Genomic DNA, 14165 nt, shown 5'->3' on the forward strand with positions numbered 1-14165 from the left:
AGACGACATGGGTCGCCCGGATGAGGGCCACGACGCGCAGCCGTCGAACGAGCACGCGGTGAACGCCACTCCGGCGGAGCCCACCGAGGCGGAGCTCGACAAGATGTCGCGCGACGAACTGGTCAAGCTCGGTACCGAGCGCGACGGCGTCGACGTCGCCTACCGCCGCCAGCGCTTCCCGATCCCGGGCACCCGGGCGGAGAAGCGCGCCGAGCGCGCGGTCACCTTCTGGTTCGCCGTTTCCGGCATCGCGGCCGCGGCGCTGGTCGGCGTGTTCCTGTTCTGGCCGTGGGAGTTCAAGGGCAAGGAGGAGGAGGGCCACGGGCTCTACTCGCTGTTCACCCCGCTGGTCGGCCTGACCTTCGGCATCTCGGTGCTGGTGATCGGCGTCGCGGTGGTGCTGATCCGCAAGCTGTTCATCCCCGCCGAACTGTCCATTCAGCAGCGGCACGACGGTCCGTCGCCGGAGGTCGAGCGCCGCACCCTGGTCGCCGAGCTGCAGGACGCGCTGGACACCTCCACCCTTGGCCGCCGCAAGATGATCACCCGCACCGCGGGCGCGGGTGTCGGCGTGCTCGGCATCGGCGCGCTGCTGGTGTTCGTCGGCGGCATGATCAAGAACCCGTGGGCCAAGGGCGACAAGTCGCCGCTGTGGGTCTCCGGCTGGACTCCGGACTACCCGGGCGAGACCATCTACATCCGCCGCGACACCGGTCGCCCGGAGGACGTGGTGCTGGTGCGCCCGGAGGACCTGGACGCCGGCGCCATGGAGACGGTGTTCCCGTGGAAGGAGAAGTGGCGCGGTGACGAGCACGCGACGTTGCAGTCGCTGCGCGGCATCCGCAACGCCGTCATGCTGATCCGTCTGCGCACCGAAGACGCGCAGAAGGCGATCAAGCGCAAGGGTCAGGAGAGCTTCAACTTTGGCGACTACTTCGCCTACTCGAAGATCTGCACCCACCTCGGCTGCCCCACCTCGCTGTTCGAGCAGCAGACCAACCGGATCCTGTGCCCCTGCCACCAGTCGCAGTTCTCCGCGACCGAGTGGGGCAAGCCGGTCTTCGGTCCCGCCGCTCGCGCGCTGCCGCAGCTGCCGATCACCGTCAACGCTGAGGGCTTCCTGGTCGCCAACGGCGACTTCATCGAGCCGCTCGGCCCGGCCTACTGGGAGCGCCGTTCATGAGTCCTTCAGTCGCAGCCCAAGCCAGCGAGGCGGACGAGCGGTACCGCGCCGCCGCGTTCATGAAGCGATCGATCAACAAGGTCTTCCCGACCCATTGGTCGTTCCTGCTCGGCGAGATCGCGCTCTACAGCTTCATCATCCTGCTGCTGTCGGGCGTGTACCTGACCCTGTTCTTCGACCCGTCGATGAGCGAGGTCGTCTACAACGGCGCTTATCAGCCACTTCGCGGTGTCACCATGTCGCGGGCGTACGAGACCGCCCTGAACATCACCTTCGAGGTCCGCGGCGGTCTGTTCGTGCGGCAGGTCCACCACTGGGCGGCGCTGCTGTTCGCGGCGTCGATCATCATCCACCTGTTCCGGATCTTCTTCACCGGCGCGTTCCGCAAGCCGCGTGAGGCGAACTGGGTGATCGGTTCGCTGCTGCTGATCCTGGCGATGTTCGAGGGCTTCTTCGGCTACTCGCTGCCCGACGACCTGCTGTCGGGCACCGGCCTGCGGGCCGCGTTCGGCGGCATCACGATGAGCATCCCGATCGTCGGCACCTGGATGCACTGGCTGATCTTCGGTGGGGACTTCCCCGGCGAGATCATCATCCCGCGGCTCTACATCGCACACGTGCTGTTGTTCCCGGGCATCATCCTGGCGTTGATCGCCGCGCACGTGGCGCTGGTGTGGTACCAGAAGCACACCCAGTTCCCCGGTCCGGGCCGTACGGAGAACAACGTGGTAGGCGCTCGGATCGTGCCGGTGTTCGCCGCCGACCAGGGTGCGTTCTTCGCCTTCACCCTCGGCATCGTGGGCATCATGGGCGGGGTGTTCCAGATCAACCCGATCTGGAACCTCGGTCCCTACAACCCCTCGCAGGTGTCGGCGGGTTCGCAGCCGGACTTCTACATGATGTGGACCGACGGCATGGCCCGGTTGATGCCGCCGTGGGAGCTGTATCTGGGCCGCTACACCGTGCCGGCGGTGTTCTGGGTCGCGCTGATCATGGGCCTGGTGTTCACCGTGCTGATCGCCTACCCGTGGATCGAGAAGCGGCTCACCGGCGACAACAGTGCGCATCACAACCTGCTGCAGCGTCCGCGTGACGTTCCGGTCCGGACGGCGATCGGCGCGATGGCGATCGCGTTCTACGTGGTGCTGACGCTGTCGTGCGTCAACGACATCATCGCCCTGAAGTTCGACATCTCGCTGAACGCGACCACGTGGATCGGCCGCATCGGCCTGCTCGTCGCCCCGCCTGCCGCGTACTACATCGCGTACCGGTTCTGCCTCGGCTTGCAGCGCAGCGACCGCGCGGTGCTCGAGCACGGCATCGAGACCGGTGTGATCAAGCGTCTGCCGCACGGTGAGTACATCGAGGTGCATCAGCCGCTCGGCCCGGTCGACGGACACGGTCACCCGATTCCGCTGGAGTACCAGGGCGCACCCGTCCCGAAGAAGATGAGCAAGCTGGGTTCGGCGGGCAAGCCGGGCACCGGCAGCTTCCTGCGGCCCGATCCGCAGGAGGAGAGTGCTCGCAACTTCGAGATCGAGCACGAAGAAGAGCACAGGCAGCTGAAGGTGCTGCAGCGCGCTCAGGAGGCGGCGAACGGCAAGCACGGCCACTGACGCCCGCCCCACCGAACGGCCCCCGAGTCGAATGCGACTCGGGGGCCGTTCCGCGTCATACCGCGGGTGTCACAGGCGTGGCGCCGCGCGGCGTGCGGCCTCGATGGCTTCGAACTTGGCGAGGTTGTGCCGGGCGTCGGCCAGTGCGTCGTGCGCGTCCGGCGGGATCGGCGGAAGTTCGGGACGGCCGTGCACCTCCCAGTGCTGGCGCAATTCGTTGGTGTAGCGCGGCAGGGTGTTGGGCAGGTCGACCATGGAGCCCCACAGCTGGCACAGGGCGACGTGGTCGTAGGCGGACACCCAGGCCCACAGCTCCGGTTGCACGGTCGGCCGCGGCACCAGGAACGCGTACAGCTCGTCCCGGATCCGGGCGCGACTGCGCCACAACGGAGAGGAAGGCGACGGCAGCTGGGGCAAGACGAATTTGCGCACCCAGGGACCCGCACGTCCGGCATCGAATTCGGTGGACACCGCGTAGTACTCCCTGCCGTCCTCGCAGACGACGCCGATGGAGACCAAATCGATGGTCACACCGTCCTCGATGAATTCGCAGTCATAAAAATACTTCAAGCACCAAGCCTCTCTATATCTTCGCTGGCAGTAATTCGGCAACACGGGGGAATGGCCAGTGTTCTCGTATGCAGTGTAGAAGGTTGCACGCATCGGGTACGAGCACGAGGCGTGTGTGGCAAACATTATGCGCAGGACCAGTACGGGTGCTTCCGCGCTGTGCCATCGAAAGCTGTTCTAGGCCAGCAGTTATGAAGCATGGAATCTGTCGAGCGCACATCCGTAAGGTTCGGCGATGGGGGAGCGTCGATGCCGCCCCGGGGCGTGGGTTGCCCGGACGGCGTCGCAAAAGCTTGCACGATGGCGGTGGATTCTTCGTATGGTTATTTGATGATCCGTCTTCCGGAAGGGGGCTGAGAATTAGAGTGCCGGCTTGTCATGGAGGCTGAACCGGGCAGGAAGCTCCGTCCGGGAGAGAATGTTCACCATATCAACGGCGATAAGTCGGCCAACCGGCCGGAGCACCTCGGAGTTGTGGCTCCGGCGTCAGCCGACAGGGCGGAGAGTGCGAGATCCGGCCGCCTGGGCGAAAGAAACACTCGAACTCCACGGTGCTGCCGAAGACGATAATGCGACGAGGTCGTAGACGCGGCATCCGAATCGGTAGTGAATTCGCGCTGCGTCTAAAGGGGTTCCCCGTTGGCCGGTTCCCACCGAGGTGCAAGCCATTCACCTCAGGTGGGGCGATTCCAGCCCTGGGACTGGGTTCCTGCGAGGGGCCGGTGGTCCGTATTCTGGACTGGTGAACTGGACCGTCGACGTACCCATCGATCGCCTGCCGGAACTGCCGCCGCTGCCCGCCGAGCTGCGCAGGCGGCTGGACGACGCGCTGGCGCGACCTGCGCTGCAGCAGCCGTCCTGGGATCCGGAGCAGGCGGCCGAGATGCGCACCGTGCTCGAGAGCGTGCCGCCGATCTGCGTGCCCGCCGAGGTGGAGGAGCTGCGCGCTCAGCTGGCCGAAGTCGCCCGCGGTGAGGCGTTCCTCATGCAGGGCGGCGACTGCGCGGAGACGTTCGCCGACAACACCGAGCCGCATATTCGCGGCAACATCCGCACCCTGCTGCAGATGGCGGTCGTGCTCACCTACGGTGCGAGCCTGCCGGTGGTGAAGGTCGCGCGGATCGCGGGCCAATACGCCAAACCGCGCTCGTCGGACACCGATGCGCTCGGCCTCAAGTCCTACCGTGGCGACATGGTGAACGCGCTGGCCGCCGACGCGGCGCTGCGCGAGCACGACCCCTCCCGCCTGGTCCGGGCCTACGCCAACGCCAGCGCGGCGATGAACCTCGTGCGCGCGCTCACCGGCGCGGGCATGGCCGACCTGCACAAGGTGCACGACTGGAACCGCGACTTCGTGGCCAAGTCGCCCGCCGGTGCGCGCTACGAGGCACTGGCCGAGGAGATCGATCGCGGCCTGGCGTTCATGACCGCGTGCCGGGTCAACGATCCCAGCCTGAAAGCGGCCCGCATCTACGCCAGCCACGAGGCGCTCGTGCTGGACTACGAGCGCGCCATGCTGCGCCTGAGTCACAACGCGATCGGCGAGCCGGTGCTCTACGACCTGTCGGCGCACTTCCTGTGGATCGGTGAGCGCACCCGCCAGCTCGACGGCGCGCACATCGCGTTCGCGGAACTGGTCGCCAACCCGATCGGCCTGAAGATCGGCCCGTCCACCACGCCCGAGCAAGCCGTGGAATACGTGGAGCGGCTGGACCCGAACAACGAGCCGGGCCGCCTGACGATCGTCTCGCGCATGGGCCACAGCAAGGTCCGCGACGTGCTGCCGCCCATCATCGAAAAGGTCCAGGCCACCGGCCACCAGGTGATCTGGCAGTGCGACCCGATGCACGGCAACACGCACGAGGCGTCCACCGGCTTCAAGACCCGTCACTTCGACCGCATCGTCGACGAGGTGCAGGGCTTCTTCGAAGTGCACCACGCGCTCGGCACGCACCCCGGCGGCATGCACATCGAACTCACCGGCGAGGACGTCACCGAATGCCTCGGCGGCGCCCAGGATATCTCCGACCTCGATCTGTCCGGCCGCTACGAGACCGCCTGCGACCCCCGGCTGAACACCCAGCAGTCGCTGGAGCTGGCGTTCCTCGTCGCCGAGATGCTGCGCTGAGATCCAAGCCGCGTCGGCGGCCGGACTTCGCACGCTCGCTTCCGGTCAGGGAAGCGCCACGATGGTGACGGTGTCGCCCGCCTCGAGGTTGACTCCGATGGCCGGAGTCTGCGAGACCACCAGAGAGCTATCGGCGCGGGCCAGTTGTTTGACCTCTACCTGCAGGCCGAGGCTTTCCAGCTTGGCGCGGGCGTTGGCCACGGTCCATCCGCGTACGTCGGGCATCTTCAGGGCATTGGAGATCAGGAGGACGACGCCGTCGCCGGATTGAATGGTGGCTCCCGCGCCCGGCTGGGTGCCGATGGCCTTGTCCGCCTCGATGCTGCGGTCGAACTGGGGTTTTGTCTCGCGGATCGCGATTCCGGCGGCGCTGAGGATCTTGGTGGCCTCGTCGGTCGGCTTGCCGCGGACGTCGGGAACCTTGACCGGCTGCGATCCCTTGCTGCGGTAGACCTTCACCTGCGCGCCCAGGGGCAGCACGGTGCCGGGCCGCGGTTCCACCCGGGCGACCGTTCCCTTGGGGGCGGCGTTGGACTCTTCGCCCGCGTCGACCGGTTGCAGCCCGTAGTCCCGGATCAACTGATTGACCTTCGACACCTGGTCACCCGCTTTGACATCGGGCACCTTGGGCTTGCCATTGGAGACCAGGACGGCGACCGTGGAACCCTTGGTGATCTTGGAACCGGCCGACGGGTCGCTGCCGACCACGCCGCCGACCGGGATCGTGTCCGACGCCTTCTGCCGGATCTCGGTCTCGAACCCGGCGTTCTGCAGCGTGGCGACCGCCTTGTCGGTGTCCAGCCCGGCGATCGGCGGCACCGCCGAATACCGGCCGACACCCAGCCACCAGCCCCCGATGCCGACCAGCAGCGTGAGCGTCGCGACGACGGCCACCCATATCCACACGGTGCGCCGCGAGCGGTTGAGCTCGTCGGCGTAGGGCGGCGCGTACGGCGGCGCGGGGTGGGCTTGACGCGCCGGTTGCGGCCGGTCGTAGTCCGCCGGGGGGCTGTAGTCGACGCGGGGCCGCTGGGCGGTGACCACTTTGGTGTGCTGCACCGGTTGCGGCGCATGAGGGTCGTGGGCCGACGCGCCCGCGAAATCCGGCCGGTCGTGATCCGGCGCGACGGCGCGGTAGCCGGCACTGAGATGCTCGGCGGACTCCTGGGGCGCGGGCACCCGGTAGGGAGGCAGGCGCAGCGTGGTGCCGATCTGCCGCAGCGCCGCCGCCATCTCGTTCGCGTCGGCGAACCGGTGCGCGGGGTCGCGCGCGGTGGCCTTGGCCACCAGCTCGTCGAACTCCGGCGGCACCCCCGAGATGAATCCGCTCGGGCTCGGCACATCGTTCTCGATGCGCTGATAGGCCACCGAGATGGAGGTGTCGCCGGTGAACGGGACACGGCCGGTGAGCATTTCGAAGATCAGCACGCCGAAGGAGTAGACGTCGCTGCGGGAGTCGGCGGAGCCGCTGGTGACCTGCTCGGGCGACAGATAAGCGGCGGTGCCGAGGATGACGCTGGCCGACGTGGTGTTCGCCGCGGCCACCGCGCGCACCAAGCCGAAGTCGGCGATCTTCACCTCGCCCGCGTCGGAGATCAGCACGTTCTCCGGCTTGATGTCGCGGTGCACCAGCCCCGCGGAATGCGCGACGCCGATCGCCGCCAGTACCGGTTCGGCGACGGCGCGCACGGCGTGCGGTGGCATCGGGCCGCGTTCGCGCAGCAGCTCGCGCAGCGTGCCGCCCTCGACCAGCTCCATGATCAAGAAGGGATGGTCGCCGTCGATGCCCTGGTCGTACACCGCGACCAGCGAAGGATGCTTGAGCTTGGCGACCGCGCGCGCCTCGAACTCGAATCGGGACAGGAACTGCGGGTCGCCCGCGAACTTCGGGTCCATCACCTTGATGGCGACCGGCCGGTCCAGGCGGGTGTCGACCCCGCGGAAGACCATCGACATTCCGCCGCGGGCGATCGGCGCATCGATCCGATAGCGCCCTTCCAGCATCTGGCCGATCAAGAGAAGTCCTCCGGCTTTCACAAAGTTTGCCGCTCCGTGCGGCCCCCACGATGGTATCGACTCCCACCACTCCGGGTGTCTCACGACGTGCGGCAGGTCACCGTCTACCGTTATCCGGGTGAGTGCATTTCCCTGCTGTGACGACGTCCTTCCGCAGTCGGTGGCCCTCGTGCCGCTGCCGGAGGTGGCCGACCGACTCGGGCTGGTGGTAACCCGGGTGCACCAGATGCTGCGCGATCACCAGTTGCTCGCCCTCCGCAGAAACGGCGTCGCGGGCGTCCCCGAACGGTTCTTCGACGACACCGGCGCGGTCGTGAAGCCGCTGCCCGGCCTGATCACCGTGATGCGCGACGCCAAGTACACCGACGAGGAGATCCTGGAGTGGATCTTCACCGAAGATGAGAGCCTGCCCGGCAAACCGATCGACGCCCTGCACGGCCCCCTGGCCCGCGAAGTCCTGCGCCGGGCAGCCGCGGATCCGTTCTGAGTTGTTTTTCCAGCGCCTGCGGCGCTGGGTGTTCGCGGCCCCTTTGTGGCTCACGCCCGAGCGACCCCCGCTTGCTCCTTCGTCGCGTACGCGGCGGCCACTCGGACGCGAGCCGGGCTGTGTTTGTTTGGCCGCGACTGCGTCGCGGCGTGTTCGCGGCCCCTTGATGGCTCGCGTCCGAGCGACCGCCGCTTGCTCCTTCGTCGCGTACGCGGCGGCCACTCGGACGCGAGCCGGGCCGCGAACGGCGCATGGTCGGTCTCGCTTCGCTCGAAACCGGTGGTTGGGCCGGTGTGGTTGCGGTAGCAGGGAGGGTGCTGCCTTGAAGTTCGTCGTTGTGGGGTGGTCGGAGGTTTCGGCCTACTCATGACCTTCATCGTGACGTGGCGGCTGTTCGGGCGCATGGATGCGGTGCGCCGTGCCGCTCGGCGTCTGTGCGCGGACGGGTGGAAATCCGGCGGTTCGCGCTGCCGAGATGTCGGCTGCCGAGATCCCCTGTGGATGTGCGATGCCGGGAGGGTGCTCAGCGGTCCAGGCGGTTGCGCAGGGTGGCGGTGGTGAATTCGGCGGCGGCTACGCGCAGGCGGTGGTGGCGGGGCACCGCGGCGCGGTGGTCGAAGACGGCGTAGTCGCCGCGTTCGATGTGGTGCAGGATGTCGGAGTAGAGGGTGGCCGCGGTGCGGATGGCGGGGCGTACCCGGGGTTCGAGCAGGTCGATGCCGGATTCGGCGCGGCGGTAGAGATCCCGGTTGACCGCGATGAGATGGGCGAGGGCACGGCGTACGCGCGGATCGGTGCGGCCGGTGCGCCGGCATTCGAACAGCAGGTCGTCGTCGACGCCGAACGCGGTGAGGGCATCGGCGGGCAGGTAGACCCGGTCGCGGTCGAGATCCTCCGCGACGTCGCGCAGGAAGTTGGTGAGCTGGAACGCCTCGCCCAGAGCGGCGGCAGCGGGTTCGGCCTCCGGCACCGGGACGACCGTGCCGAGCACGGGCAGCAGCTGCAATCCGATCGCGGCCGCGGAGCCGCGCATGTAGTCGCGCAACTCGGCCATGGTGGCGTAGCGGTTACGGAAGGACGGGGCGCCGGGCGCGTCCATGCGCATGGAGTCCAGGAACGTCCAGAAGTGCTGTGCCGCGATGCCGTAGCGGTGGATGGTGTGGGTGACGGCGGCGAGCACGAGGGCGCGCGGCTGTAGGCCCGCTTCCCGGCTTCGTTCGCGCTCCGGGGTCGGGCCGGAAGGCAGCAGCGCGTCGCCGGTGTGCGATCCCAGCGCGGCCCGCAGGTCCCGCTCGATTCGGTCGAGTTCGGTGACCGGGTCGCCGTCGTGCGCGGCGGTGGGACGGCCCGTGCGGTCGACGACGTCGTCCACCATGCGCGCGAACGCGTACAGCGCGTGCACGGCGGGCCGTCGCTCGGCCGAGAGCAGCCGGGTGGCCAGGAAGTAGGTGCGGCCGTGCGTGGCGGCGATCTGCCTGCACTCGCGGTAGGCGAGCGGGAGCAGGGCGGAGCTGGGTAGCCGGCCTTCGGTCATCGGGCGACGGGCGAAGCGGTGGCCTCGCCGGGCGTGGCCGGGACCGTGCTCGGCGGCGTGGTGCGCAGGCGCAGCGGGTCCACCGTGCGCAGCGACAGCGCCGCGACGCTCGCGGCGAAGGTGGCGGCGACGACGTGCCAGAAGTTGTACAGGCCGATCGAACCGTCCGGCTGGAAGACCAGCATCAACCAGGTGCATACGCCGACCAGCGCCATCAGCGTCGTGGTGGACAGCGCGAACCCGGCGGCCAGCGCCAGCGGCCAGGAGTAGTACCAGGGCAGCGCGGCGGGCGAGAGGATGACGATCGCGACGAACGCGATCAAGATGCCCAGCACCGCCTCGCGCTCGCTGTGCCGGAAGCGCCACCAGGTCAGGGCGAGCACGGCGACCAAGGCCAGCGCGCACATCGCGCGGGTCACCTCGAGCACCGATTCCAGCCGCAGCGGGGTTATCCAGGTGATCGCGTGCGCCATCACGGTCGGCAGCGAGAGCCAGTTGATGATCTTCTTCGACCCGGACAACGCGGTCAGCCAGCCGATGCCGACGCCCGCGATGGCCGAGGCGGCGACGAACACGACCGCGAACACGCTCAGGCCGAGCCCGGCGATCTTGCCGAACATCAGCGCGGGATGCGGCATGTCCTCCGTCGGCTCCGCGGCGTCACCGGGCTGCTCGCTGGCGGGCAGGTGCGCCGGATCGCGGCCGACCCGCTGGGCGGCGCGGCGTTCGCGTTCGTGCAGCATCCAGATCCAGACCAGGAACGGCAGCGCGACGCCCGCGGTCGCCTTGATGGCCACGCCGATCGCGACGACCACGATGCCCGCCACGTGGTGGCGCTCCAGCACCAGCGCGATGCCCGCGCACATCAGTCCGACCATCAGCATCTCGTTGTGCACGCCGCCGATCAGGTGGATCAGCACCAGCGGGTTGAGCACGGCCAGCCACAGCGCGACGGTCGGTTTGCCGCCGAGGTGCTTGGTCAGATACGGCACCGCCCACATCATCAGCACCAGGCCGGGCAGCATGACCAGCCGCATCGCGATGGTGCCCGCCACCACGTTGTCGCCGGTCACGGCGGTGATCGCGCGACCGAGCAGCAGGAAGACCGGGCCGTAGGGTGCGGTGGTGGTGGTCCACACCGGACTGACGTTGTCCAGCAGCACTCCGGGATTCGCGACCGGACCGACCTGGTATGGGTCGAAGCCGTCGCGCAGCAGCGCGCCCTGGGCGAGGTAGGAGTAGGCGTCGCGGCTGAACATCGGCACGGCGAACAGCAGCGGCGCGATCCAGATGCCGACGATGGCGCGCAGCTCGTTGAGCGTCACCTCGGCGCCGGTCCGGTCGCCGGTGCCGATCGTGGCGCGCCCGAGGCGGACCCAGGCGGTGATCATGAGCAGCACGCCGATCCAGATGCAGATGGTCGACAGCGCGTAACCGTGCCCGAACCGCAGCCAGGACAGGTGCATGGCCTCGAGCAGCGGGTCGCGCTTGCGCACGCTGCCCGCGCCGAAACCGCCGAACATGATCATGATCGCGCCGAAGAAACCGAGCAGGGCGGCATGGCCCTCCGGGCTTCTGGCGAAGACGGCGCAGGTGCGCATCCACCACAGGAAACCGCGGTCGGTGGCCGATTCGCGAGGTGCGAAAGCGGGCGACGAGGGACGGGTGTCACCGGCGGAGGCGGCTTCAGCGGTGCGCGTTTCGGGGGATGCCATCTGGTGTCGGTCCCCCCGAGTGGTCGGCGGTCGCAACCGCGAGCGAATAGGTCGGCGCTTAGTTTACGGCGTCGTCTCGAACACTATCCGGCTGGTGCGCGGGGTCGCACGCGAAGTGTGCCCGACCTCGCCCGCGATGCGGGTTGCCGCCAGTTTTCCGGATAACAGGGCGGTCGGCACGCCCACGCCCGGAGTGGTGCCGCAACCGGCGATAACCACGTTGTCGCTGGAGCGCGGGAAATTGCGCGGCCTGAAGGGGCCGGTCTGCCGGAAGAGGTGTGCGGCGGAGAACGGCGTGCCCGCGAGCATGCCGTAGTCGAGCCACGTCCGAGGTGTGTCGAGCCGGTCGACGGTGAAGTGCTCGGCGATGCCCCGGTAGCCGCGCGCTTCCAGCACGGTGAGCAACTCGCGGAGGTAGGCGGGGCCGAGGCGCGGCCAGTCCAGCGGCGCCGCCGCGAGATTCGGGCACGGCGCGAGCAAGGAGAACGGCTCGTGGCGCCCGTCGCCGCGTTCGACGAACAGGCGCGGATCGGTCAGAGCGGGCCGGGTCAGCAGCAGCGAGGGGTCGCTCATCAGCTTGCCGCGGCCGCGGCGGGCGGTGATCTCGGTGAACGTGCGGTCCCAGGCCTGCCCGAACTCGATGGTGTGGTGCGCCTGCACCGGCCATCGCGCCGCGACCGCGGCGGGGACGGTGCCGTGCGCGACGAGCGCCGACGGTGAGGCGCGCAGCCCGCGCCGCGGTCGCACACCGAAACGGTCCAGCGAGCCGAGGTCGGCGGTGAGCACGAGCGCGTCGCAGTCGAACGAGCGCCCGTCTGCGGTGCGGGCGCGCCGGGCCCGCCTGCCCGCGTAGTCGATGCCGACCACCTCGGCGTTCAGTTCCAGCGTGCCGCCTGCCTCGGCGAACGCCTGCGCCAGCGCCGCGGCGATCGCGCGCATACCGCCCTCGGGAAAGTGGACGCCCAGCGAGGTGTCCATATGCGGGATCGCGCCGTAGACGGCGAGCGCCTGCGCGGGCGGCATGCCCGCGTAGAGGGCTTGGAAGGTGAACAGGCGCGCCAGGCGTGGATCCCGCAGGAACCGGCGCACCTGCGGGCCGAGCCTGCCGAACCCGCCGAGACGTGCCAATTCGACCAGCGCGCGGCGCTTTTCGGGGAGGCGCACCATATCCAGCGGCGAGTCGAAGTTGGTGTCCATGAACTCGGTGAACTCCGCCGCGTAGACCCGCGCCAGCCATGCGCGCAGGCGCCGGTATCCGCGTGCCTCGGCCGGGCCGCAGGTCCGCTCGACCTCCGCGGCCATGGCGTCCGGGTCGGCGAAGACCCTGATCTGCGCGCCGTCGGCGAACCGGGCGTGATAGCCCGGCGCCAGCCGGTGGATGCGCAGCGGGGGCTCGCAGGTCTCCGGGGCGCGGCCGACGGCGGCGAGCGCGTCGGTGATCAGTTCGGGCAGGGTGAGGACGGTGGCGCCGGAATCGATCTCGTAATCGGCGCCCTGGTACCGGCCCACCCGGCCGCCGGGGTGGTCGGCCCGCTCGAGCAGCGTGACCGTGTGGCCCGCGCCGGTCAGGTAGAGGGCGGCCGACAGGCCGGCCAGGCCCGCGCCGACCACCACGACGCGATCGGTCGGTCCCGCAACGGTTCTCATCCGGTTCGTCTCCTTGCCGTGGCGCCCGATACCCGGCTCACGCCGCGCGCTTGGTCGCGGCCAGCGCCATCGCGCGCAGCCGTTCCTTGGCCACCGGCGTCGCCGAACTGGCTTCGATGGCGGCCAGACCGCTGTCGGTGAGTTCGGCGATCCGGCGTTCCACCTCGTCGACCGCGCCCAGTTCGGCGAGCAGCGCGCGCAGCCGCTGCACCTGCTCGGCGCTCAGGTCGGTGCCGATACTCGAACGCAGCAGCGCGGCCGCGGCGGTATCGGTCTCGTCCGCGCGGCGCAGCGCCTCGGCCAGCAGCACGGTGCGCTTGCCTTCGCGCAGGTCGTCGCCGGAGGGCTTGCCGGTGACGGCCGGATCGCCGAAGACGCCGAGCAGGTCGTCGCGCAGCTGGAAGGCGATCCCGATGGCGGTGCCGAACCCGCGGTAGGCCTCGATCAGCTGCTGGTCGGCGGCGGCGATGGCGGCGCCGAGGTGCAGCGGGCGTTCGACGGTGTAGGCGGCGGTCTTGTAGCGGTTGATCCGCAGCGCGGCCTCGACCGATTCGTCGCCGCCCGCCTCGCCGTTGATGTCGAGCAGTTGACCGCCGAGCACCTCGGTGCGCATATCGGCCCACACGGGGGCGAACCGGGCGATGGCCGCGGGCGCCAGTCCGGACGCGTGCACCATGTCGTCGGCCCAGGACAGCGCCAGGTCGCCGACCAGGATGGCCACGCTGGTACCGAAGTGCGCCGAGTCGCCCGCCCAGCCGCGGTCGCGGTGGCGCTGCTCGAAGTCGACGTGCACGGTGGGGAAGCGGCGGCGGGTGCGGGAGGAATCGATGATGTCGTCGTGGATCAGCGCGCAGGCCTGGACGAGTTCGAGCGCGGAGCAGGCGGTGAGCACCGCGGTGGCCTCGGGGGCGTGCGGATCGCCGCCCGCTCCGAGCCACCCGGTCCACGCGAACGCGGGCCTGGTGCGTTTCCCGCCGCGCAACACGAACTGTTCGAGCGCGTCGGTGGCCTCGACGAAGACCGTGCCGAGGCGCTCGGTCGTCGGGCGGCGGGTGGCGAAGAAACTGGTCAGGGCGTCTTCCACGGCGGTGACGAAGGCGGGGGTGCCCGGCTGCGGCACCGCGGGCCGCGGCGTCTGAGTACCGGTTGCGGCGGACAGAGGAGCCTCCAAGGTCGTGCGGATGGTTCACGCACGGGGTCGCGGAGGGTGCCCGGGCGCTACGGGTGATTCGGGGCCGAGCGGGGGCGGTCGCGCGTGTCGCTCGGCGT

At 69.4% G+C, this 14165-nt stretch carries 11 protein-coding genes; 5 read left to right on the top strand and 6 right to left on the bottom strand.

Translation table 11 applies throughout. The annotated features are described in order from the left end of the window. The first annotated feature begins 7 nt into the window (after window positions 1-7). Together qcrA and qcrB are read left to right on the top strand one after the other, a co-directional pair. The gene (gene qcrA / locus ON29_RS09870) at window positions 8-1183 is read left to right on the top strand and encodes a cytochrome bc1 complex Rieske iron-sulfur subunit (RefSeq protein WP_051175047.1); all 1176 of its coding nucleotides are present in this window, start codon (window positions 8-10) and stop codon (window positions 1181-1183) included. Further along, the gene (gene qcrB, locus ON29_RS09875; RefSeq protein WP_040865893.1) at window positions 1180-2799 is read left to right on the top strand and encodes a cytochrome bc1 complex cytochrome b subunit; all 1620 of its coding nucleotides are present in this window, start codon (window positions 1180-1182) and stop codon (window positions 2797-2799) included. Before qcrA ends, qcrB begins: the two co-directional genes overlap by 4 nt. A 69-nt stretch (window positions 2800-2868) precedes the next feature. Here the strand turns inward: qcrB and ON29_RS09880 are convergent, their stop codons facing one another. Continuing rightward, window positions 2869-3369 (bottom strand): polyadenylate-specific 3'-exoribonuclease AS, encoded by a 501-nt coding sequence (locus ON29_RS09880; RefSeq protein ID WP_040865894.1) that lies wholly within the window; start codon window positions 3367-3369, stop codon window positions 2869-2871. Window positions 3370-3747: 378 nt separating this feature from the next. Here ON29_RS09880 and ON29_RS37725 point away from each other — a divergent pair, with 378 nt between their 5' ends. Beyond that, window positions 3748-3939: an HNH endonuclease gene (locus ON29_RS37725; RefSeq protein WP_083863337.1), complete on the top strand. Its 192-nt coding sequence runs from the start codon at window positions 3748-3750 to the stop codon at window positions 3937-3939. Window positions 3940-4111: 172 nt separating this feature from the next. Further along, window positions 4112-5497: a class II 3-deoxy-7-phosphoheptulonate synthase gene (locus tag ON29_RS09885; RefSeq protein ID WP_040865895.1), complete on the top strand. Its 1386-nt coding sequence runs from the start codon at window positions 4112-4114 to the stop codon at window positions 5495-5497. A gap of 45 nt (window positions 5498-5542) precedes the next feature. Here ON29_RS09885 and pknB read toward each other — a convergent pair whose 3' ends face one another. Continuing rightward, on the bottom strand, window positions 5543-7501 hold the full coding sequence (gene pknB, locus ON29_RS09890) for a Stk1 family PASTA domain-containing Ser/Thr kinase (RefSeq protein WP_051175048.1): 1959 nt from the start codon (window positions 7499-7501) through the stop codon (window positions 5543-5545). A gap of 130 nt (window positions 7502-7631) precedes the next feature. On the opposite strand from pknB, the gene ON29_RS09895 reads away from it, so the two are divergent. Further along, complete coding sequence (locus ON29_RS09895) at window positions 7632-8000, top strand: Rv2175c family DNA-binding protein (RefSeq protein ID WP_040865896.1); 369 nt, start codon at window positions 7632-7634, stop codon at window positions 7998-8000. A gap of 523 nt (window positions 8001-8523) precedes the next feature. Here ON29_RS09895 and ON29_RS09900 read toward each other — a convergent pair. The 4 genes from ON29_RS09900 to ON29_RS09915 form a co-directional block, all read right to left on the bottom strand. Further along, a complete protein-coding gene (locus ON29_RS09900; RefSeq protein WP_040865897.1) occupies window positions 8524-9534 on the bottom strand; it encodes a phytoene/squalene synthase family protein in 1011 nt (336 codons plus the stop codon). Then, window positions 9531-11249 carry an alpha-(1->6)-mannopyranosyltransferase A gene (locus tag ON29_RS09905; protein ID WP_040865898.1) on the bottom strand — a complete coding sequence of 573 codons (1719 nt, stop codon included), beginning with the start codon at window positions 11247-11249 and terminating at the stop codon, window positions 9531-9533. The genes ON29_RS09900 and ON29_RS09905 overlap by 4 nt, the downstream gene beginning before the upstream one ends. Before the next feature lie 63 nt (window positions 11250-11312). Beyond that, window positions 11313-12896, bottom strand: coding sequence for a phytoene desaturase family protein (crtI, locus tag ON29_RS09910; RefSeq protein WP_040865899.1), 1584 nt, complete (start codon window positions 12894-12896; stop codon window positions 11313-11315). Between the two features lie 37 nt (window positions 12897-12933). Further along, entirely contained in the window at window positions 12934-14067 is a 1134-nt protein-coding gene (locus ON29_RS09915) for a polyprenyl synthetase family protein (RefSeq protein WP_040865900.1), read from the bottom strand. Window positions 14068-14165: the final 98 nt, after the last annotated feature.

It is taken from the genome of Nocardia exalbida NBRC 100660 (assembly GCF_000308575.1).
Classification (GTDB): domain Bacteria; phylum Actinomycetota; class Actinomycetes; order Mycobacteriales; family Mycobacteriaceae; genus Nocardia; species Nocardia exalbida.

Coding starts and splice junctions, on each gene's coding strand:
- qcrA (WP_051175047.1), top strand. CDS start 8: ATGGGTCGCCCGGATGAGGGCCACGACGCGCAGCCGTCGAACGAGCAC.
- qcrB (WP_040865893.1), top strand. CDS start 1,180: ATGAGTCCTTCAGTCGCAGCCCAAGCCAGCGAGGCGGACGAGCGGTAC.
- ON29_RS37725 (WP_083863337.1), top strand. CDS start 3,748: ATGGAGGCTGAACCGGGCAGGAAGCTCCGTCCGGGAGAGAATGTTCAC.
- pknB (WP_051175048.1), bottom strand. CDS start 7,501: ATGCTGGAAGGGCGCTATCGGATCGATGCGCCGATCGCCCGCGGCGGA.
- ON29_RS09900 (WP_040865897.1), bottom strand. CDS start 9,534: ATGACCGAAGGCCGGCTACCCAGCTCCGCCCTGCTCCCGCTCGCCTAC.
- ON29_RS09905 (WP_040865898.1), bottom strand. CDS start 11,249: ATGGCATCCCCCGAAACGCGCACCGCTGAAGCCGCCTCCGCCGGTGAC.
- crtI (WP_040865899.1), bottom strand. CDS start 12,896: ATGAGAACCGTTGCGGGACCGACCGATCGCGTCGTGGTGGTCGGCGCG.